Below are 13,223 nucleotides of genomic sequence, written 5' to 3'. Positions count from 1 at the left end.
CAGGGGACGCGAGAGCGGCGCGTCGTATTCCTTTCATAACATATTCGCGCCCGCCGCAAGCGCTCGCGGGTGTATTGCTCAAGGGTCGCGGCTCAAGCGTCGCGGCCCAGGCGTCCGCGCGCGAAAAGCGCGAAAATCACGAGAAGCGCGGCCGCCAGGGAAAACCAGGTGAAGGCGTAAGAGAGATGGTTGTTGGGAAATTCGGGCGCCGTCGCGACCAGGCGCGGAAAGCCGTTTGTCCCGGCGCTGGAGGGCCCTTCCAGCGTCAAAGCGAAGGGGGCGGCCTCAGCGAGGCCGAGAGTGGCGGCGACCGCCGCGGGATCGCGCGTGTACCAGATGCGGCGCTCGGGCGCGTCGGCGGGCGTGAACATGTTGCGCGCCTGCGGCGCGCGCAGGAGACCGGATATTTCAACTTCGCCCGAAGGAGGCGCGCGACCCGCGGCGTCCTCCACCCTGGAAGCCGGAACGAAGCCGCGTTCGACCAGCAGCGCGCCGCCGGAAGACAATGCGAAGGGCGTCGCGACCATATAGCCCGGCTCGAGACCGAAGCCCTCGGGCGCCTTCATGAATATGAGCGCGTCGCGCCCCTGGAGATAACGGCCCCGCGCCTGAACATGGGTGAATTCATAGTCGGCGGACGGCGTGGCCGCCCATTGGCTGCGTTCGGGGAGCGGCTGCGCCGGCGCGCGCGCGCGCGCCTCGACCCGTGCGATGAGCGCTTCTTTTTCGCCGAGGCGACGCACTTGCCAGGCGCCGAGGCTGACGAGCAACGCAAAAGCGAGCGCGGTCGCGACCGCCGGCCACAACAGCGCCCGCGCGCCGGATCTCATGATTCGCGGCGGCCTTCCTCGGCCTTATTGAAATATTGCAGGGCGATCAGCAGCCCCTTGGTCGGCCGCAACAGGCCGATGCAGACCAAAGCCGAGAAAGGGAGAAAGATGAGCGCGTGGACCCAGTAGGGCGGCTGATGGACGACCTCGATATACCAGGCCAGCCCGACAATGATGAAACCGGCGATCGTCATGACGAAAATCGCCGGCCCGTCGCCCGTGTCGGCGAAGGAGAAATCCAGGCCGCAAACCTCGCATTTCGGCGCGACGGATAAGAGGCCCTTGATCATATGGCCCTTGCTGCAACGAGGGCATCTCCCCAGAAGACCGTCAATATAGACCTGCGCCGGAGGATAAATCTGCTCTTCCGCCATCTTCATGCTCACTGTCACAAGAAAACGGCCACGGCGGCGCCGTGACCGTCGATATTCATCTGTGAGGCCCGTCGGAACAGGCGCGCCCGGCGCTTACTCGACCATGCCGCCCCAGTTGCCCCACACATATATGCAGCAGAACAGGAACAGCCAGACCACGTCGACGAAGTGCCAATACCAGGCCGCGAATTCGAAGCCGAGATGCTGCTTGGAGGTGAAGTGGCCCCGATAGGCGCGCAGCAGGCAGACGATCAGGAAGATCGTGCCGACGATGACGTGGAAGCCGTGGAAACCGGTCGCCATGAAGAAGGTCGAGCCGTAATTCGTGGCCGCCGGATGCGCCGGATCGAAGGAGAAGGCGAAGGGCGCGTGAGCATATTCGTAGCCCTGCACGGCCGTGAAGAAGAGGCCGAGGCCGATCGTCGCGAGCAGGCCCTTCTTGAGCTGGTCGCGGTCGTCATGCAGCAGGCCGTGATGCGCCCAGGTGAGCGTCGCGCCCGAGGTGAGCAGGATGACGGTGTTGAGCAGCGGCAGCTTCCACGGGCTCAGGACTTCCATGCCCTTGGGCGGCCACACGCCCTGGAAGAGCTCCGTGCGCGTCACCTGCCAGATGTCGTCCGGGAAGATGGACGAGTTGAAGAAGGCCCAGAACCAGGCGACGAAGAACATCACCTCGGAAAGGATGAAGAGGATCATGCCGTAGCGGTGGTGCAGCTGCACGACCGGCGTGTGGTGACCTTCGATCTGCGCCTCGCGCACGATGTCGCTCCACCAGGCGTACATGACGCCGAGGATCGACGCGAAGCCGGCGAAGAACAGCATGCCGCCCCAGGTCTGGCCGAAGATCGGCGAACCCTTGTGCTGCGCCATCCACATGATCGCGCCAATGGCGGTGAAGAGCGCGGCGAAGGCGCCCGTGATCGGCCACGGACTCGGATCGACGAGATGATAATCGTGTTGAGGTTTCGCGTGTCCGTCGGCCATTTCTTTATTTCCTCGTCATTCGCCGGTCGCCCGGCGTGTTCCAGGTTTGCGCTTACCCCTGCGCCGCCAGGGGTCAGGATTTTGGCTTCTGTCCGGCCGCCTCGCTCGTCTTGGCTTTCGAGGGTGTCCTGGTCGGATAGAAGGAATAGGAAAGCGTGATCTCCTCGACCCTGCGCATCGCCTCGTCTTTCTCGAGCGCGGGATCGAGGTAAAAAACCACCGGCCATTCAGCCGTCTCATGCGGCGCGAGGCGCTGCTCGTCGAAGCAGAAACAGGCGACCTTCACGAAGAAGGCGCCGGCCTGATCCGGACTGACATTGTAAGCCGCCTGCCCGCTCGTCTCTTTGTCGGAATTGTTGACGACCTTGTAATAGACGGTCGTCGTCTCGCCGGTCCGCAGCGAAATTTTCGCGACCTCGGGCTCGAATCGCCAAGGAAGGTCCCGCGCGACATTGGCGTCGAAACGCACGGTCAGACGCCGCTCGCCCTGCTTCGTGGCGTTGGCCTTGGCGATCTGGGGCGTGCCGCCAAAGCCGGTCGCGGCGCAGAAAGCGCGATAGAGCGGAACGGATGCGAAGGAGAGGCCGAGCATGCCGACCGAGCCGACGACGAGCGCCGCGGCGATGGCGCGCGGGCTTTTCTTGTTCGGACGATCGGGTTCGGTCATCTCAAAACTGCCGGTTGGCGACGGCGCCGCCGAGCCTGACGAGCGTGACGGCGTAGAACAGCATGGCGAGCAGCGCGACGGTGATCCCGATCGCGATGTTGCGGGCGCGGCGGCTCTTCGCCTGCTCGGGCGTCAGAACGACTCCGTCTTCCGGCGCCGCCTCGTCTTGTCTCTCTATGCTCATCTCATGTCCCCTTAGACGACGCCGGCGAGATGCAGCGCGCGTTCGCCGACAATGATCAGGAACAGCAGGAAGAGATAGGAAATCGAGAAAAGGAACAGTTTCAGCGAGGCGCGGCGGGCGGCGTCGCCCTCGCGCCGGCGATAGACCTGCACGGCGAGCCAGAGCAGATAGGAGCCGGCCGCCGCCGACACGACGCCATAGACCGGCGATGCGAAGCCCAGAAGCCAGGGGGCTGCGCCCAGCGGCGCCAGCAGGATCGAATAGACGAGGATTTCCGTGCGCGTGCGATCCGGGCCGTGGACATTCGGCATCATCGGCACGCCGGCGCGGCCGTAATCGTCATGCTTCATGATGGCCAGCGCCCAGAAATGCGGCGGCGTCCAGATGAAGATGATGGCGAAGAGAACGACGCTCGCGAGGCTGATATCGCCGGTTGCGGCCGCGTAGCCGACCATGGGCGGAAGCGCGCCGGCGGCGCCGCCAATGACGATGTTCTGCGGCGTCGAGCGCTTCAGCCACATCGTGTAGATCACGACATAGAAGAAAATGGTGAAGGCGAGCAGCGCGGCGGCGAGCCAGTTTGTGGCGAAGCCGAGGGTGAAGACCGACAGCATTGCGAGCACGAGACCGAAGGCCAGCGCCGATTCCGGCTCCATGCGGCCCGCAGGGATGGGGCGCGTCGCGGTGCGGGTCATGACGGCGTCGATATCGGCGTCATACCACATATTAAGGGCGCCCGACGCCCCCGCGCCGACCGCGATCGCGAGAAGCGCCGTGAACGCGATGAACGGATGCGGCGGAACCGGCGCGAGCAGGATGCCGGCAAGCGCCGTCAAGACGACAAGCGACATCACGCGCGGCTTCAACAAACGGAAATAATCCGAAGGCGCCGCGACGGGAATGCGCGGGGCGAGTTGCGTGGCCTTGGCGTCGTCGAGATAGCTCATCGCGCGGATCGCTCTAGAAGGGACATATACGCGGCGGGACGGTCGCGTCCTTTACAGGCGGCCGGCGCGAAGGAAATTCGCGCCGGCCGTTTTCGTTACTGGTGGCCGGGGCCGGAGATGCGCGGCAGCACCTCGAACTGATGGAAGGGCGGCGGCGAAGGCAGCGTCCATTCCAGCGTCGTGGCGCCGACGCCCCAAGGGTTCGCGCCCGCTTCGCGCTTCTTCACGAAGGCCTCGATGACCGCATAGAAGAAGATCAGCATGGACAGGCCGCCGATAAACGCGCCGATCGACGAGATGTAGTTCCAGAGCGCGAAAGCGTCCGGATAGTCGATATAGCGGCGCGGCATGCCGGCGAGGCCAAGGAAGTGCTGCGGGAAGAAGGTGAGGTTGATGCCGATGAACAGCACGATGAAGTGAAACTTCGACAGGGTCTCGTTGTAGAGATAGCCGGTCATCTTCGGGAACCAGTAGTAGAAGCCCGCGAAGACGGCGAAGACGGCGCCGAGCGACATCGTGTAGTGGAAGTGCGCCACGACGAAATAGGTCTCGTGGAGCTGACGGTCGGCCGAGGCGTTCGCCAGAACGACGCCGGTGACGCCGCCCATGGTGAACACGAAGATGAAGCCGATCGCCCACACCATCGGCGCGCGGAACGAGATCGAGCCGCCCCACATCGTCGCGATCCAGGAGAAGATCTTGATGCCCGTCGGCACCGCGATCACCATGGTGGCGAAGACGAAGTAGCGCTGCGCGTTCAGCGACAGGCCGACCGTATACATGTGGTGCGCCCACACGATGCAGCCGAGGAAGCCGATGGCGACCATCGCATAGGCCATGCCGAGATAGCCGAAGACCGGCTTTTTCGAGAAGGTCGACACGATATGGCTGATCAGGCCAAAGGCCGGGAGAATCAGCACATAGACTTCCGGATGGCCGAAGAACCAGAAGAGATGCTGGAACAGCAGCGGATCGCCGCCGCCCGCCGGATCGTAGAACATGGTGCCGAAGTTGCGGTCCGTCAGCAGCATGGTGATCGCGCCGGCGAGAACCGGAAGCGTCAGCACCAGCAGGAAGGCCGTCACCAGCATGGCCCAGGCGAAGAGCGGCATCTTGTGCAGCGTCATCCCCGGGGCGCGCATGTTGAAGATCGTGGTGATGAAGTTGATCGAGCCGAGGATCGACGAGGCGCCGGCGAGATGCAGCGCCAGAATCACGAAGTCCATCGCCGGACCCGGATGGCCGATATTGGACGACAGCGGCGGGTAGAACACCCAGCCGCCGCCAAAGCCCATCATGCCCGGCGCGCCTTCGACGAACATCGACAGCACCAGCAGCACCAGCGACACCGCCAGGAACCAGAAGGAAATGTTGTTGAGGCGCGGGAAGGCCATGTCCGGCGCGCCGATCATGATCGGCACGAACCAGTTGGCGAAGCCGCCCATCAGCGCCGGCATGACCATGTAGAAGATCATGAGCACGCCATGCGCGGTGATGAAGACGTTGTAGAGATTCTTCGCCGGATCGAGCCCCATGGACGGATCCGCGTGGTTGATCAGCTTGGCGAGGCCCGGGAACACGTTGATGCCCGGATACATCAACTCGGCGCGGATGCCGATCGACATCAGCAGGCCGACCATGCCGCCGATCACGGCGAGGATCAGGTAGAGCGTGCCGATGTCTTTATGGTTCGTGGAGAAGAGAAAGCGGCGCAGCCCCGTGGGATGGTCATGCGCTCCGGCAGTCGAACTCGCCATCGTTTTTTCCTCGATGCTTATGTTGTCTTGCGTCGGCGTCAGCGAGCCTGCTCGCTCGAGGCGAGGCGCGTCGGTGACTCGGCGGCGGCGAACTTCTTTTTCGAATCGGCCAGCCAAGCGTCATATTTGTCGCGACTGACGACGCGGATCGCCATCGGCATGAAGGCGTGGTCCTTGCCGCAGATCTTGGAGCATTGACCGTAATAGACGCCCTCTTTCTCGGCCTTGAACCAGGTTTCGTTCAGGCGACCCGGCACGGCGTCCATACGGACGCCAAAGGCGGGAATGACGAAAGAGTGGATCACGTCATTGGCGGTGATCTGAAGTTTCACCACCTCGTTCACCGGAACATAGGCCTCGTTGTCGACCGCGAGCAGACGCGGCTCGCCGTCCTTGAGTTCGTTCTCGGGCTTCATGAGCTGATCGAAGCCGAAGCCGCCGCCCTGATCTTCCGGATATTTATAGGACCAGTACCACTGATTGCCCGTGACCTTGATGGTGAGCTTCGATTCCGGGATCTCGACCTGATGGGCGAGAATGCGGAAGGAGGGGATGGCGATCGCGACCAGGATCAGGATCGGCGCCAGCGTCCAGACGATCTCGAGGCCGGTATGGTGCGTCAACTTCGAGGGAACCGGATTGGACTGCTCGTTGTAGCGCCAGGAGACATAGAGGAGCAGACCCAGAACCGACAGGGCGATGAAGGTGATGATCGGAAGCAGCAGCGCGTTGTAGAACGCCTGCGTCTCGCGGCCGACCTCGGTGACGGTCGCCGGGAGGCCGATGCCGCCGGGGGTCGGCTGACCCTCGACCTGCGCATAAGCGAAGCCGGCGAAGAGGACGACCGGAAGCGCGACGGCCGCCGCAAGCGCTCGGCCAGAAAGGTAGTTTCGATTGCCCGTAGACATGCAGGTCGCCTTTCGCACCTTCTCGTCAGTCAGTTCTGGTTTTTATGCAATTTTCGGACGCGCTTCCGCCGCCGTGAGCTTTCGCCCGACATGGCTCGGTTCAACCACAAACGCATGCCCCGCGCAATTGCTGCGACGCCATATTTTAACTGACAAAAGGTCGCGCCGCCCGCGATCCGGCAAGGCTGCGGCGCCCGTGCGGAAGCGACGCGCGGCGGCCCGCTGGCTTGACAGACATGGCCCATTTGCTAGGCAATCGCAGCCTCCGCCCAAGCGGCGCGCCGCCGCGATGCGGCCGGCTTTCGATTGCATCCTCGTCGAAAGAGGCGTCTTCGCATCTGGAGCCGACATGAATCCCTTGCGCCTTGTGACACCCTTCGCCCCGTTGCGACATCTCGTCGCGGGCTTCGCCGGCGTGCTGCTGGCGGCCGCCAGCCCAGGGCTCGGATGGGCGCAAGGCGTCGTGAAATCGAAATATGGCGACTGGGAAATCCGCTGCGAAACGCCGGCCGGCGCCTCGACCGAACAATGCGCGCTCATTCAGAGCGTCGTCGCGGAAGATAAAAGCAATGTGAACCTCGTCGTCATCGTCCTCAAGACGAGCGACGGCAAGAGCCGCCTGCTACGCGTCATCGCGCCGCTCGGCGTGCTGCTTCCGAACGGACTCGGTCTCAAAATCGACGAAACCGACATTGGACGCGCCGGCTTTGTGAAGTGCCTCCCGACGGGCTGCGTGGCGGAAGTCGTGATGGACGACAAGCTGGTCGAGCAGCTTCGGACGGGCAAGACGGCGACCTTCATCATTCATCAGGTCCCCGAAGAGGGCATCGGCTTGCCGTTGACTCTCCAGGGCTTCAAGGAAGGCTATTCGAAACTCCCCTAAAAGGAGCGCGGTCGCATAAAATGAAAACAGTCTTTGCAAAATGGGCCGCAGTCGCCCTTGCGTCGAGCCTCGTCGCGCAGGACGTGAATGCGTGGGAGATGCCGAAAGTCGGCATGCCGGAAATGCTCGGCGGTTCGAAGGACGGCGCGGCCACGCCCGGCGCGACGGCGGATTGTCCGGTGATCGTGATCGAGGATGGCGGCCAGATTCGCAGTCCGGTCGGCGCCGACGCCGCCAGCGTGCACCATCAGGTGTCGATCAAGTCGACGGCGCGCGAATGCATCGTCGACGGCGGCAATATCACCATCAAGATCGGCGTCGAAGGCGACGCCATGCTGGGACCGGCGGGGGCGCCAGGGTCTTATGGCGGAACCATCCGCGTCGCGCTGCGCCGGACGAAGGACGATTCGATCGTCGTCACCAGGAATTATCGCGTCAGCGCGAGCATTCCGGGCAACGCAGCCCGTGCGGATTTCCGGCTGCTTCCTGATCCGATCGCTTTCCCCGCCACTGCGAAAGCGCAGGAAGAATATGAGATCCTGATCGGCTTCACCGACGGCGCGGCCTCGGACGGCGCCGACAAGCCCGTCGGCAAAAAGAAAAAGGGCCGACGCTAAAAGCGTCGGCCCCATGATTCATTGCCGCGTCGGCGCGACCGATCAGTTCGAGACGTAACGCGCGCGTTCGGCGAGCGCCTTCACCTCATTGATGCCGGCGGCGACGAAATCCTTGCCCGGCGCGCCCTTGGCGAGAACGCGCTCGGCGACTTTCACGGCCGCGTCGGCGGCCGCGGCGCGAACTTCCGCGGCGGCCTGCGCTTCCGCCTGAGCGATCTTCTGCTCGACCTGCTTCACGCTGCGCGACATGAATTCGTCGAGGCGGCGCTTGCCTTCGGCGGCGATGAGCTCGGCCTCTTCCTTCGCCTGGGCGACGATGGCCTTCGCTTCCGCTTCGGCGTCTTCACGCTTCTTCTCGAAGGAGGCGAGCAGCGATTCGGCTTCCGCGCGCAGGCGCTCGGCCTCCGCAAGTTCGCTCTTGATGCGGTTGATGCGCGAATCGATCAGGGCGGCGAATTTGGAATGGGCGCCGGCCCAGAGCAGCACGAGCAGGAAGATCGTGAAGCCGACGGCGACGTAGAATTCCGCGTCGAAATGCAAAGACATGGAACGCGTCTCCTCAGTTCGCGGACTTGTATTCGGACGCGAGCGCGGCGCGATCCGCGGTCGCGCCGGTCAGCTTCTCGACGATCGAAGCGGCCGCGTCGAGCGCGATCTCTTCGACATTTGCGAGCGCGGCGGATTTCGCGGAGGCGATTCGCGCCTCGGCGGCTCGGATCTTCTCGGCGGATTCGGCTTCGGCGCGCGCGCGCAAAGCGCTGGCCTCGTCGGCGATCTTCTGCTGGGCTTCGCGGCCGATGGTTTGAGCCTCTTCGCGGCGCAGACGCAAATTCTCGTCATTCGCGGCGGCGGCGGCCTGCGCCTTCGCCTGCATCTCGCGAGAGGCGTCGAGATCGGAGGCGATCTTCCGCTCGCGAGTCTCGATGATGCCGCCGACGCGCGGCAGCGCGAGGCGCGACATGAGGATATAGAGGAAGCCGAAGATCAGGACGAGCCAAGCGAGCTGCGGCGCGAAATTCTCGGTCTGGAAAGGCGGGAAGACGCCTTCGTGATGGGCTTCGCCGCCCGGCGCGCCCACGGACTCATGCGTCGCGTGAGATTCCTGCTCGGCCTCGGCGACTTGGGCGGAGGCGGCCTGGGCCGAGTCGACCTGGGCGGAGGCGGCCTGGGCGGAAGAGATGATCGCCATGGATATGATCCAAAGTCTTCGACGCGGCGCGCGGTTTTTCAAACGCGGAGCGCCTTTGCGGGGCGTAACGAGCGAGGCGCGCTCGACGCGCGCCTCGCGAAAACGTTCAGGAAAGCCTCAGGCCTTCAGATACAGCAGCAGCGCGATGACGAAGGCGAAGATGCCAAGGCCTTCGGCGAGCGCCGCGCCGATGATCGCGTTGGTGAACTGGGAGGCGGCCGCCGACGGATTGCGCAGGGCCCCGTTGACGAAATTGCCGAAGATGATGCCGACGCCGATCGCCGCCGCGCCGGTGCCGATCGCGGCGAGACCCGCGCCAACCAGTTGCATTTCAGTAGCCATGGTAATCTCCTGCTTTCGTAGTTTGGGCGACGTTTATTGTTGGATGTTTATCAGTGGCCCGGATGGATCGCGTCGTTGAGATAGACGCATGTGAGAACGCTGAAGACGAAGGCCTGCAAGAAAGCCACGAGCAGCTCCAGCGCATAGAGCGCGACGATCGCGAGCAGCGGAATGGGCGCCAGCGCCTGATAGACGCCGCCCGCCGCGAGCAGCAGCACGACGAAGCCGCCAAACACGGCGAGCGTCACATGGCCCGCGAGCATGTTGGCGAAAAGACGAATGGAGAGCGACACCGGGCGCGACAGGAAGGAGATGATCTCGATCGGCACGAGGATCGCCAGCACCGGCAGCGGCACGCCATGCGGCACGAAGAGGTTCAGAAAGCCGAAACCGTTCCGGTAGAAGCCGTAGACGGTCACGAGCAGGATGACGAGCAGCGCGAAGGCGCCGGTCACGACGATCTGGCTCGTCACCGAATAGGTGTAGGGAATGAGGCCGATCAGATTGGAGATGAGGATGAAGGAGAAGAGCGAGAAGACGAAGGGGAAGAACTTCATGCCTTCCTTGCCGGCCGTCTGGCGCACCGTATTGGCGACGAACTCATAGAGCATTTCGGCCAGCGCCTGGAAGCGGCCCGGCACGATCGCCTTGCGCGACGTCGCGACGACCATCAGCAGCACGACGCCGAGCGCGGCGAGCAGCATATAGAGCGAGGCGTTGGTGAAGGAGGTTTCGAAGCCCGCAATCTCATGCGGGAAGTAGCGGTGCAGTTCGAATTGTTCGATCGGATTCGGCGCGGCCGCTGCTTCGTTGCTCATCGTCCCTGCCCGGGCGTTTCCGCCCGGCCCTCGCTTGAAGGCGCGAAACGCGCCTTAGGTCTCGTCCGGATCGCGCTCTCAAGCCTTCGGCTTGGCGACGCGATAAATGTTCCAAAAGCCAGCCGCTATGCCGAGACCGAGCAAAACGATCATCAGCCAGGGCCTGGTGCCGAGCCATTCGTCGGCCTTCCAGCCGATGAACCCGCCCACCAGAACCGCGCCCGCAAATTCGGCGAAAGCGTTGAGCCCGACGCTCAGCGCCTTCGACAGGCCCGACCGCTCCGGCGGCGGCGCGTCCCTGGCGAGCTGCTCTTCCTCGCGCTGCCTGAGCGCCGCGTCGAGCTTCTCGAGCCGCGCATTCAGCGCGTCCTGTTCGGCGTCCCGCTTGTCGTCCTCGTTCATCGGCTCTCTCCGTCGCGCCGGGAGGGGCGCGCAAAATGAACGATGGCCGGGGCGGCTTGTTCGGGGGATTGTCTTAGCTTTTGGGGGCGGCTTGATCGAAAAAACCCGGCCTCGCGGCCAAGCCCTTTCGAGCCGGGCGCAACATATTGACGGGCCACGTTGAAGTCAAGGCGGGCTCAACTCTCGCAACCGGTTTGTTTCCAAAGGAAAAACCTCGGATTGCGACGATTTGCGCGGCACAAAGTTTGTGCAATTGCGAAAGGCGCCCGTCCCGTAGCGCCGCGTCGATTTCAATTTTGAAAGGCGGATGGGACGCGGCCGCCACGACAGGCGCACGGGGAATTATCTGCGCGTAACTCATTTGAAGGCGGTCATCCGCAAAACAGTTAGACGCCCAAGACCGCCGAGCGCGGTTCGGCCCGGAACGGCGCCCCAAGAAGCGCCCGTGCGTTTTCCCGCCAAAGCGGCATGAGAAAGCAGACGAGCGAGTGGGGGACGTAAAGAGCGGCGTCCAGATAAGTTCGGCGACGATCGAGGAGAGGAGTTCGAGAAGGGCTTCGAAAATCCACTGCATGCCGGCGGCCGCCAATATGTCAAAAGTTATTTCGCAACGTTTCGCGTCCGCGCCACATCACCTTCGCTCAACTGCTCGCGAGTCCGCATCGAGGAGTTTGATGAAATTGCGCCGACGCGCGTATCGGGTCTTGATCTCCGAGAGATAGGAAAGATGTTCTGTGTCGCTTCTGAGCGCAGCCATGCGGCGGATGAGCGACGCCGCCTCCGAATAGGGGCCGGCGCCGCCCGCTTCGACGAGGGAGTCGACCCGCCTAACATAGAACTTTAGCGCCTCGCCGGCGTGGCTCGCTTCACTCGCGCGCGCCAGAGCGCCTTCGGTCGCCGCCGAGACCTTGTGCCTGTGGACCGCGGCCCAGGCGCGGGTGAACAGACGCTCCTTCACGAGCGTCTCGACGAGCAGATCCACAACGCCCCGACTGCGCCCGACGCTGGGCTTCTCAAGACTGTCTTCGAGCGCCCGCAACGCCCGCTCGCGCGCTTCCTCCCCGCCCAGCCTGCGAAGGCTCTCATAAAATTCTCTGCCGGGGGCTTTCTCGAAGCCGCGCCAGAGCGTCGCCTCGGCGTCGGATTTTCGACCAGATTGCTCGAGAAGATCTGCGGCGAGAGAGACGAGGCGGTCGTCCTGGCGTCCGTCTTCGAAAATCCACAACCCCTCTTCGGCGCGCCGCAACGCCTCGTCGCGAAGACCATGCGCGACGCAAAACTCGACAAGCCGCAAATAACGCCAAGGAGTAGACAGATCCTTGGCGCGTAGCGCGAGTCTCGCGTCGACGTCGCCATCCCGCTCAGCGAAATAATCGAGAATGTCTTCGATGCGCCGATAGTCGTCCGAATAGGCTTTCTCGCCGCGCATCGCGCCTGTGAGCGCAGGCAGTTTCGCCCAACGCTCTTCGGCAAGCCTGCGATATTCGCTCAGGCCCGCTTCGCCGAGGACCTCCTCATAGAGCGCGGCTGCGCCGTCGAAGGCGCCGAGGTCGCTCTCCATTTCGCGCGCGAAGAGCATGCGGGCGAATTCTCTCGGCTCCGGTTTCGACGCACGCGCCGCAGCGAGATGGACGTCGCGCGCGAAGATCGACAACGAACCGCAATATCCCTCGGAATCGTCGATATTCGGAAGCGCTCCTTCGATGCGGTCGATCGCGTGTTCCGCCAGCCCGAGCGCAAGAGAACTACGTCCAACGTCGATCAGCGCCGCGACCGCGGTCAGGACTTCTTCGACGTCGGCAGCCCACGCCCGCGTCCCGCCATAATCGACGAACCCTGACGTCTGGACTGCCCGATCGATGCTTCTGCGCAGTTTCGTCCGGATCTCCGCCTCGTCACCTGTCGCGGCGACGCAAGCCGCCTCCAACTGGCGAAAAAGCGCCGGATCGCGGACGCAGCTTGAAAGAACGAGATCGATGAGGGCGTCGGCGCTCTGCGTCCTCAGATAAACGCGTATCCGCTCGAGGAAGCCTTCCTCATTCGTTGCGTTGGCCGCCAGGGCGACGGCCGCCATATGCTTGCAAAATCCGAATTGTTCGAAAGCCGGACAGCTGCATTCCCCACCGATCGCGGCCCCTCGTCCCGTCACGACGGTTCGATAAATTTCCGAGCCGCTGACCTGCGCGGCCACGCGGCTCTGATCGACGCTCATCAAGACAACTTTTCCGGCGCGATGATAGGCCTCCCCGCGCTCGAAAACCTGCTTTCCGGCGATCTCTTTCACAGCATCGACGCAGAAGCGGGGTTGTTCCGCCAAGTCG

General features: G+C 63.6%; 16 protein-coding genes. 2 read left to right on the top strand and 14 right to left on the bottom strand.

Going from position 1 to position 13,223, the window contains the following annotated elements; all coding sequences use genetic code 11:
- Positions 1-92: 92 nt before the first annotated feature.
- The 8 genes from MMG94_RS17655 to coxB form a co-directional block, all read right to left on the bottom strand.
- Positions 93-830 (bottom strand): SURF1 family protein, encoded by a 738-nt coding sequence (locus tag MMG94_RS17655; RefSeq protein WP_016920231.1) that lies wholly within the window; start codon positions 828-830, stop codon positions 93-95.
- Positions 827-1,204 carry a DUF983 domain-containing protein gene (locus tag MMG94_RS17650; RefSeq protein ID WP_026016295.1) on the bottom strand — a complete coding sequence of 126 codons (378 nt, stop codon included), beginning with the start codon at positions 1,202-1,204 and terminating at the stop codon, positions 827-829. Before MMG94_RS17650 ends, MMG94_RS17655 begins: the two co-directional genes overlap by 4 nt.
- Before the next feature lie 93 nt (positions 1,205-1,297).
- A complete protein-coding gene (locus MMG94_RS17645; protein WP_016920233.1) occupies positions 1,298-2,188 on the bottom strand; it encodes a cytochrome c oxidase subunit 3 in 891 nt (296 codons plus the stop codon).
- Between the two features lie 73 nt (positions 2,189-2,261).
- Positions 2,262-2,855: a cytochrome c oxidase assembly protein gene (locus tag MMG94_RS17640; protein WP_016920234.1), complete on the bottom strand. Its 594-nt coding sequence runs from the start codon at positions 2,853-2,855 to the stop codon at positions 2,262-2,264.
- Between the two features lies 1 nt (position 2,856).
- Positions 2,857-3,039 carry a hypothetical protein gene (locus MMG94_RS17635; protein ID WP_016920235.1) on the bottom strand — a complete coding sequence of 61 codons (183 nt, stop codon included), beginning with the start codon at positions 3,037-3,039 and terminating at the stop codon, positions 2,857-2,859.
- An 11-nt stretch (positions 3,040-3,050) separates the two neighbouring features.
- On the bottom strand, positions 3,051-3,986 hold the full coding sequence (locus MMG94_RS17630) for a heme o synthase (RefSeq protein ID WP_016920236.1): 936 nt from the start codon (positions 3,984-3,986) through the stop codon (positions 3,051-3,053).
- 95 nt (positions 3,987-4,081) lie between these two features.
- Positions 4,082-5,743 (bottom strand): cytochrome c oxidase subunit I, encoded by a 1,662-nt coding sequence (ctaD, locus tag MMG94_RS17625; RefSeq protein ID WP_026016296.1) that lies wholly within the window; start codon positions 5,741-5,743, stop codon positions 4,082-4,084.
- Between the two features lie 38 nt (positions 5,744-5,781).
- A complete protein-coding gene (gene coxB, locus MMG94_RS17620; protein WP_016920238.1) occupies positions 5,782-6,651 on the bottom strand; it encodes a cytochrome c oxidase subunit II in 870 nt (289 codons plus the stop codon).
- 349 nt (positions 6,652-7,000) lie between these two features.
- Between coxB and MMG94_RS17615 the strand changes: the two genes are divergently transcribed.
- On the top strand, positions 7,001-7,534 hold the full coding sequence (locus tag MMG94_RS17615) for an invasion associated locus B family protein (protein WP_040579271.1): 534 nt from the start codon (positions 7,001-7,003) through the stop codon (positions 7,532-7,534).
- A gap of 20 nt (positions 7,535-7,554) precedes the next feature.
- Positions 7,555-8,151, top strand: coding sequence for a hypothetical protein (locus MMG94_RS17610; RefSeq protein ID WP_016920240.1), 597 nt, complete (start codon positions 7,555-7,557; stop codon positions 8,149-8,151).
- A gap of 42 nt (positions 8,152-8,193) precedes the next feature.
- On the opposite strand, the gene MMG94_RS17605 is transcribed toward MMG94_RS17610, so the two are convergent.
- The 6 genes from MMG94_RS17605 to MMG94_RS17580 all read right to left on the bottom strand — a co-directional run bounded on the left by MMG94_RS17605 (position 8,194) and on the right by MMG94_RS17580 (position 13,219).
- A complete protein-coding gene (locus MMG94_RS17605; RefSeq protein ID WP_026016298.1) occupies positions 8,194-8,691 on the bottom strand; it encodes a F0F1 ATP synthase subunit B family protein in 498 nt (165 codons plus the stop codon).
- A gap of 19 nt (positions 8,692-8,710) precedes the next feature.
- Complete coding sequence (locus MMG94_RS17600; protein WP_016920242.1) at positions 8,711-9,340, bottom strand: F0F1 ATP synthase subunit B family protein; 630 nt, start codon at positions 9,338-9,340, stop codon at positions 8,711-8,713.
- 117 nt (positions 9,341-9,457) lie between these two features.
- Positions 9,458-9,682 (bottom strand): F0F1 ATP synthase subunit C, encoded by a 225-nt coding sequence (locus MMG94_RS17595; protein ID WP_016920243.1) that lies wholly within the window; start codon positions 9,680-9,682, stop codon positions 9,458-9,460.
- A gap of 50 nt (positions 9,683-9,732) precedes the next feature.
- Entirely contained in the window at positions 9,733-10,500 is a 768-nt protein-coding gene (locus MMG94_RS17590) for a F0F1 ATP synthase subunit A (RefSeq protein ID WP_016920244.1), read from the bottom strand.
- A gap of 78 nt (positions 10,501-10,578) precedes the next feature.
- Complete coding sequence (locus MMG94_RS17585) at positions 10,579-10,902, bottom strand: AtpZ/AtpI family protein (RefSeq protein WP_016920245.1); 324 nt, start codon at positions 10,900-10,902, stop codon at positions 10,579-10,581.
- A 631-nt stretch (positions 10,903-11,533) separates the two neighbouring features.
- Positions 11,534-13,219 (bottom strand): SWIM zinc finger family protein, encoded by a 1,686-nt coding sequence (locus tag MMG94_RS17580; protein WP_016920247.1) that lies wholly within the window; start codon positions 13,217-13,219, stop codon positions 11,534-11,536.
- Positions 13,220-13,223 lie beyond the last annotated feature (4 nt).

It is taken from the genome of Methylocystis parvus OBBP, assembly GCF_027571405.1.
Classification (GTDB): domain Bacteria; phylum Pseudomonadota; class Alphaproteobacteria; order Rhizobiales; family Beijerinckiaceae; genus Methylocystis; species Methylocystis parva.
Note: the sequence above shows the minus strand (reverse complement) of the source record. Positions and strands in the feature narration are given on the sequence as shown.

What these genes read in the sequence shown, in the direction of transcription:
- MMG94_RS17655 (WP_016920231.1), bottom strand. Translation starts at nt 830, where the DNA reads ATGAGATCCGGCGCGCGGGCGCTGTTGTGGCCGGCGGTCGCGACCGCG.
- MMG94_RS17650 (WP_026016295.1), bottom strand. Translation starts at nt 1,204, where the DNA reads ATGGCGGAAGAGCAGATTTATCCTCCGGCGCAGGTCTATATTGACGGT.
- MMG94_RS17645 (WP_016920233.1), bottom strand. Translation starts at nt 2,188, where the DNA reads ATGGCCGACGGACACGCGAAACCTCAACACGATTATCATCTCGTCGAT.
- MMG94_RS17640 (WP_016920234.1), bottom strand. Translation starts at nt 2,855, where the DNA reads ATGACCGAACCCGATCGTCCGAACAAGAAAAGCCCGCGCGCCATCGCC.
- MMG94_RS17635 (WP_016920235.1), bottom strand. Translation starts at nt 3,039, where the DNA reads ATGAGCATAGAGAGACAAGACGAGGCGGCGCCGGAAGACGGAGTCGTT.
- MMG94_RS17630 (WP_016920236.1), bottom strand. Translation starts at nt 3,986, where the DNA reads ATGAGCTATCTCGACGACGCCAAGGCCACGCAACTCGCCCCGCGCATT.
- ctaD (WP_026016296.1), bottom strand. Translation starts at nt 5,743, where the DNA reads ATGGCGAGTTCGACTGCCGGAGCGCATGACCATCCCACGGGGCTGCGC.
- coxB (WP_016920238.1), bottom strand. Translation starts at nt 6,651, where the DNA reads ATGTCTACGGGCAATCGAAACTACCTTTCTGGCCGAGCGCTTGCGGCG.
- MMG94_RS17615 (WP_040579271.1), top strand. Translation starts at nt 7,001, where the DNA reads ATGAATCCCTTGCGCCTTGTGACACCCTTCGCCCCGTTGCGACATCTC.
- MMG94_RS17610 (WP_016920240.1), top strand. Translation starts at nt 7,555, where the DNA reads ATGAAAACAGTCTTTGCAAAATGGGCCGCAGTCGCCCTTGCGTCGAGC.
- MMG94_RS17600 (WP_016920242.1), bottom strand. Translation starts at nt 9,340, where the DNA reads ATGGCGATCATCTCTTCCGCCCAGGCCGCCTCCGCCCAGGTCGACTCG.
- MMG94_RS17595 (WP_016920243.1), bottom strand. Translation starts at nt 9,682, where the DNA reads ATGGCTACTGAAATGCAACTGGTTGGCGCGGGTCTCGCCGCGATCGGC.
- MMG94_RS17590 (WP_016920244.1), bottom strand. Translation starts at nt 10,500, where the DNA reads ATGAGCAACGAAGCAGCGGCCGCGCCGAATCCGATCGAACAATTCGAA.
- MMG94_RS17585 (WP_016920245.1), bottom strand. Translation starts at nt 10,902, where the DNA reads ATGAACGAGGACGACAAGCGGGACGCCGAACAGGACGCGCTGAATGCG.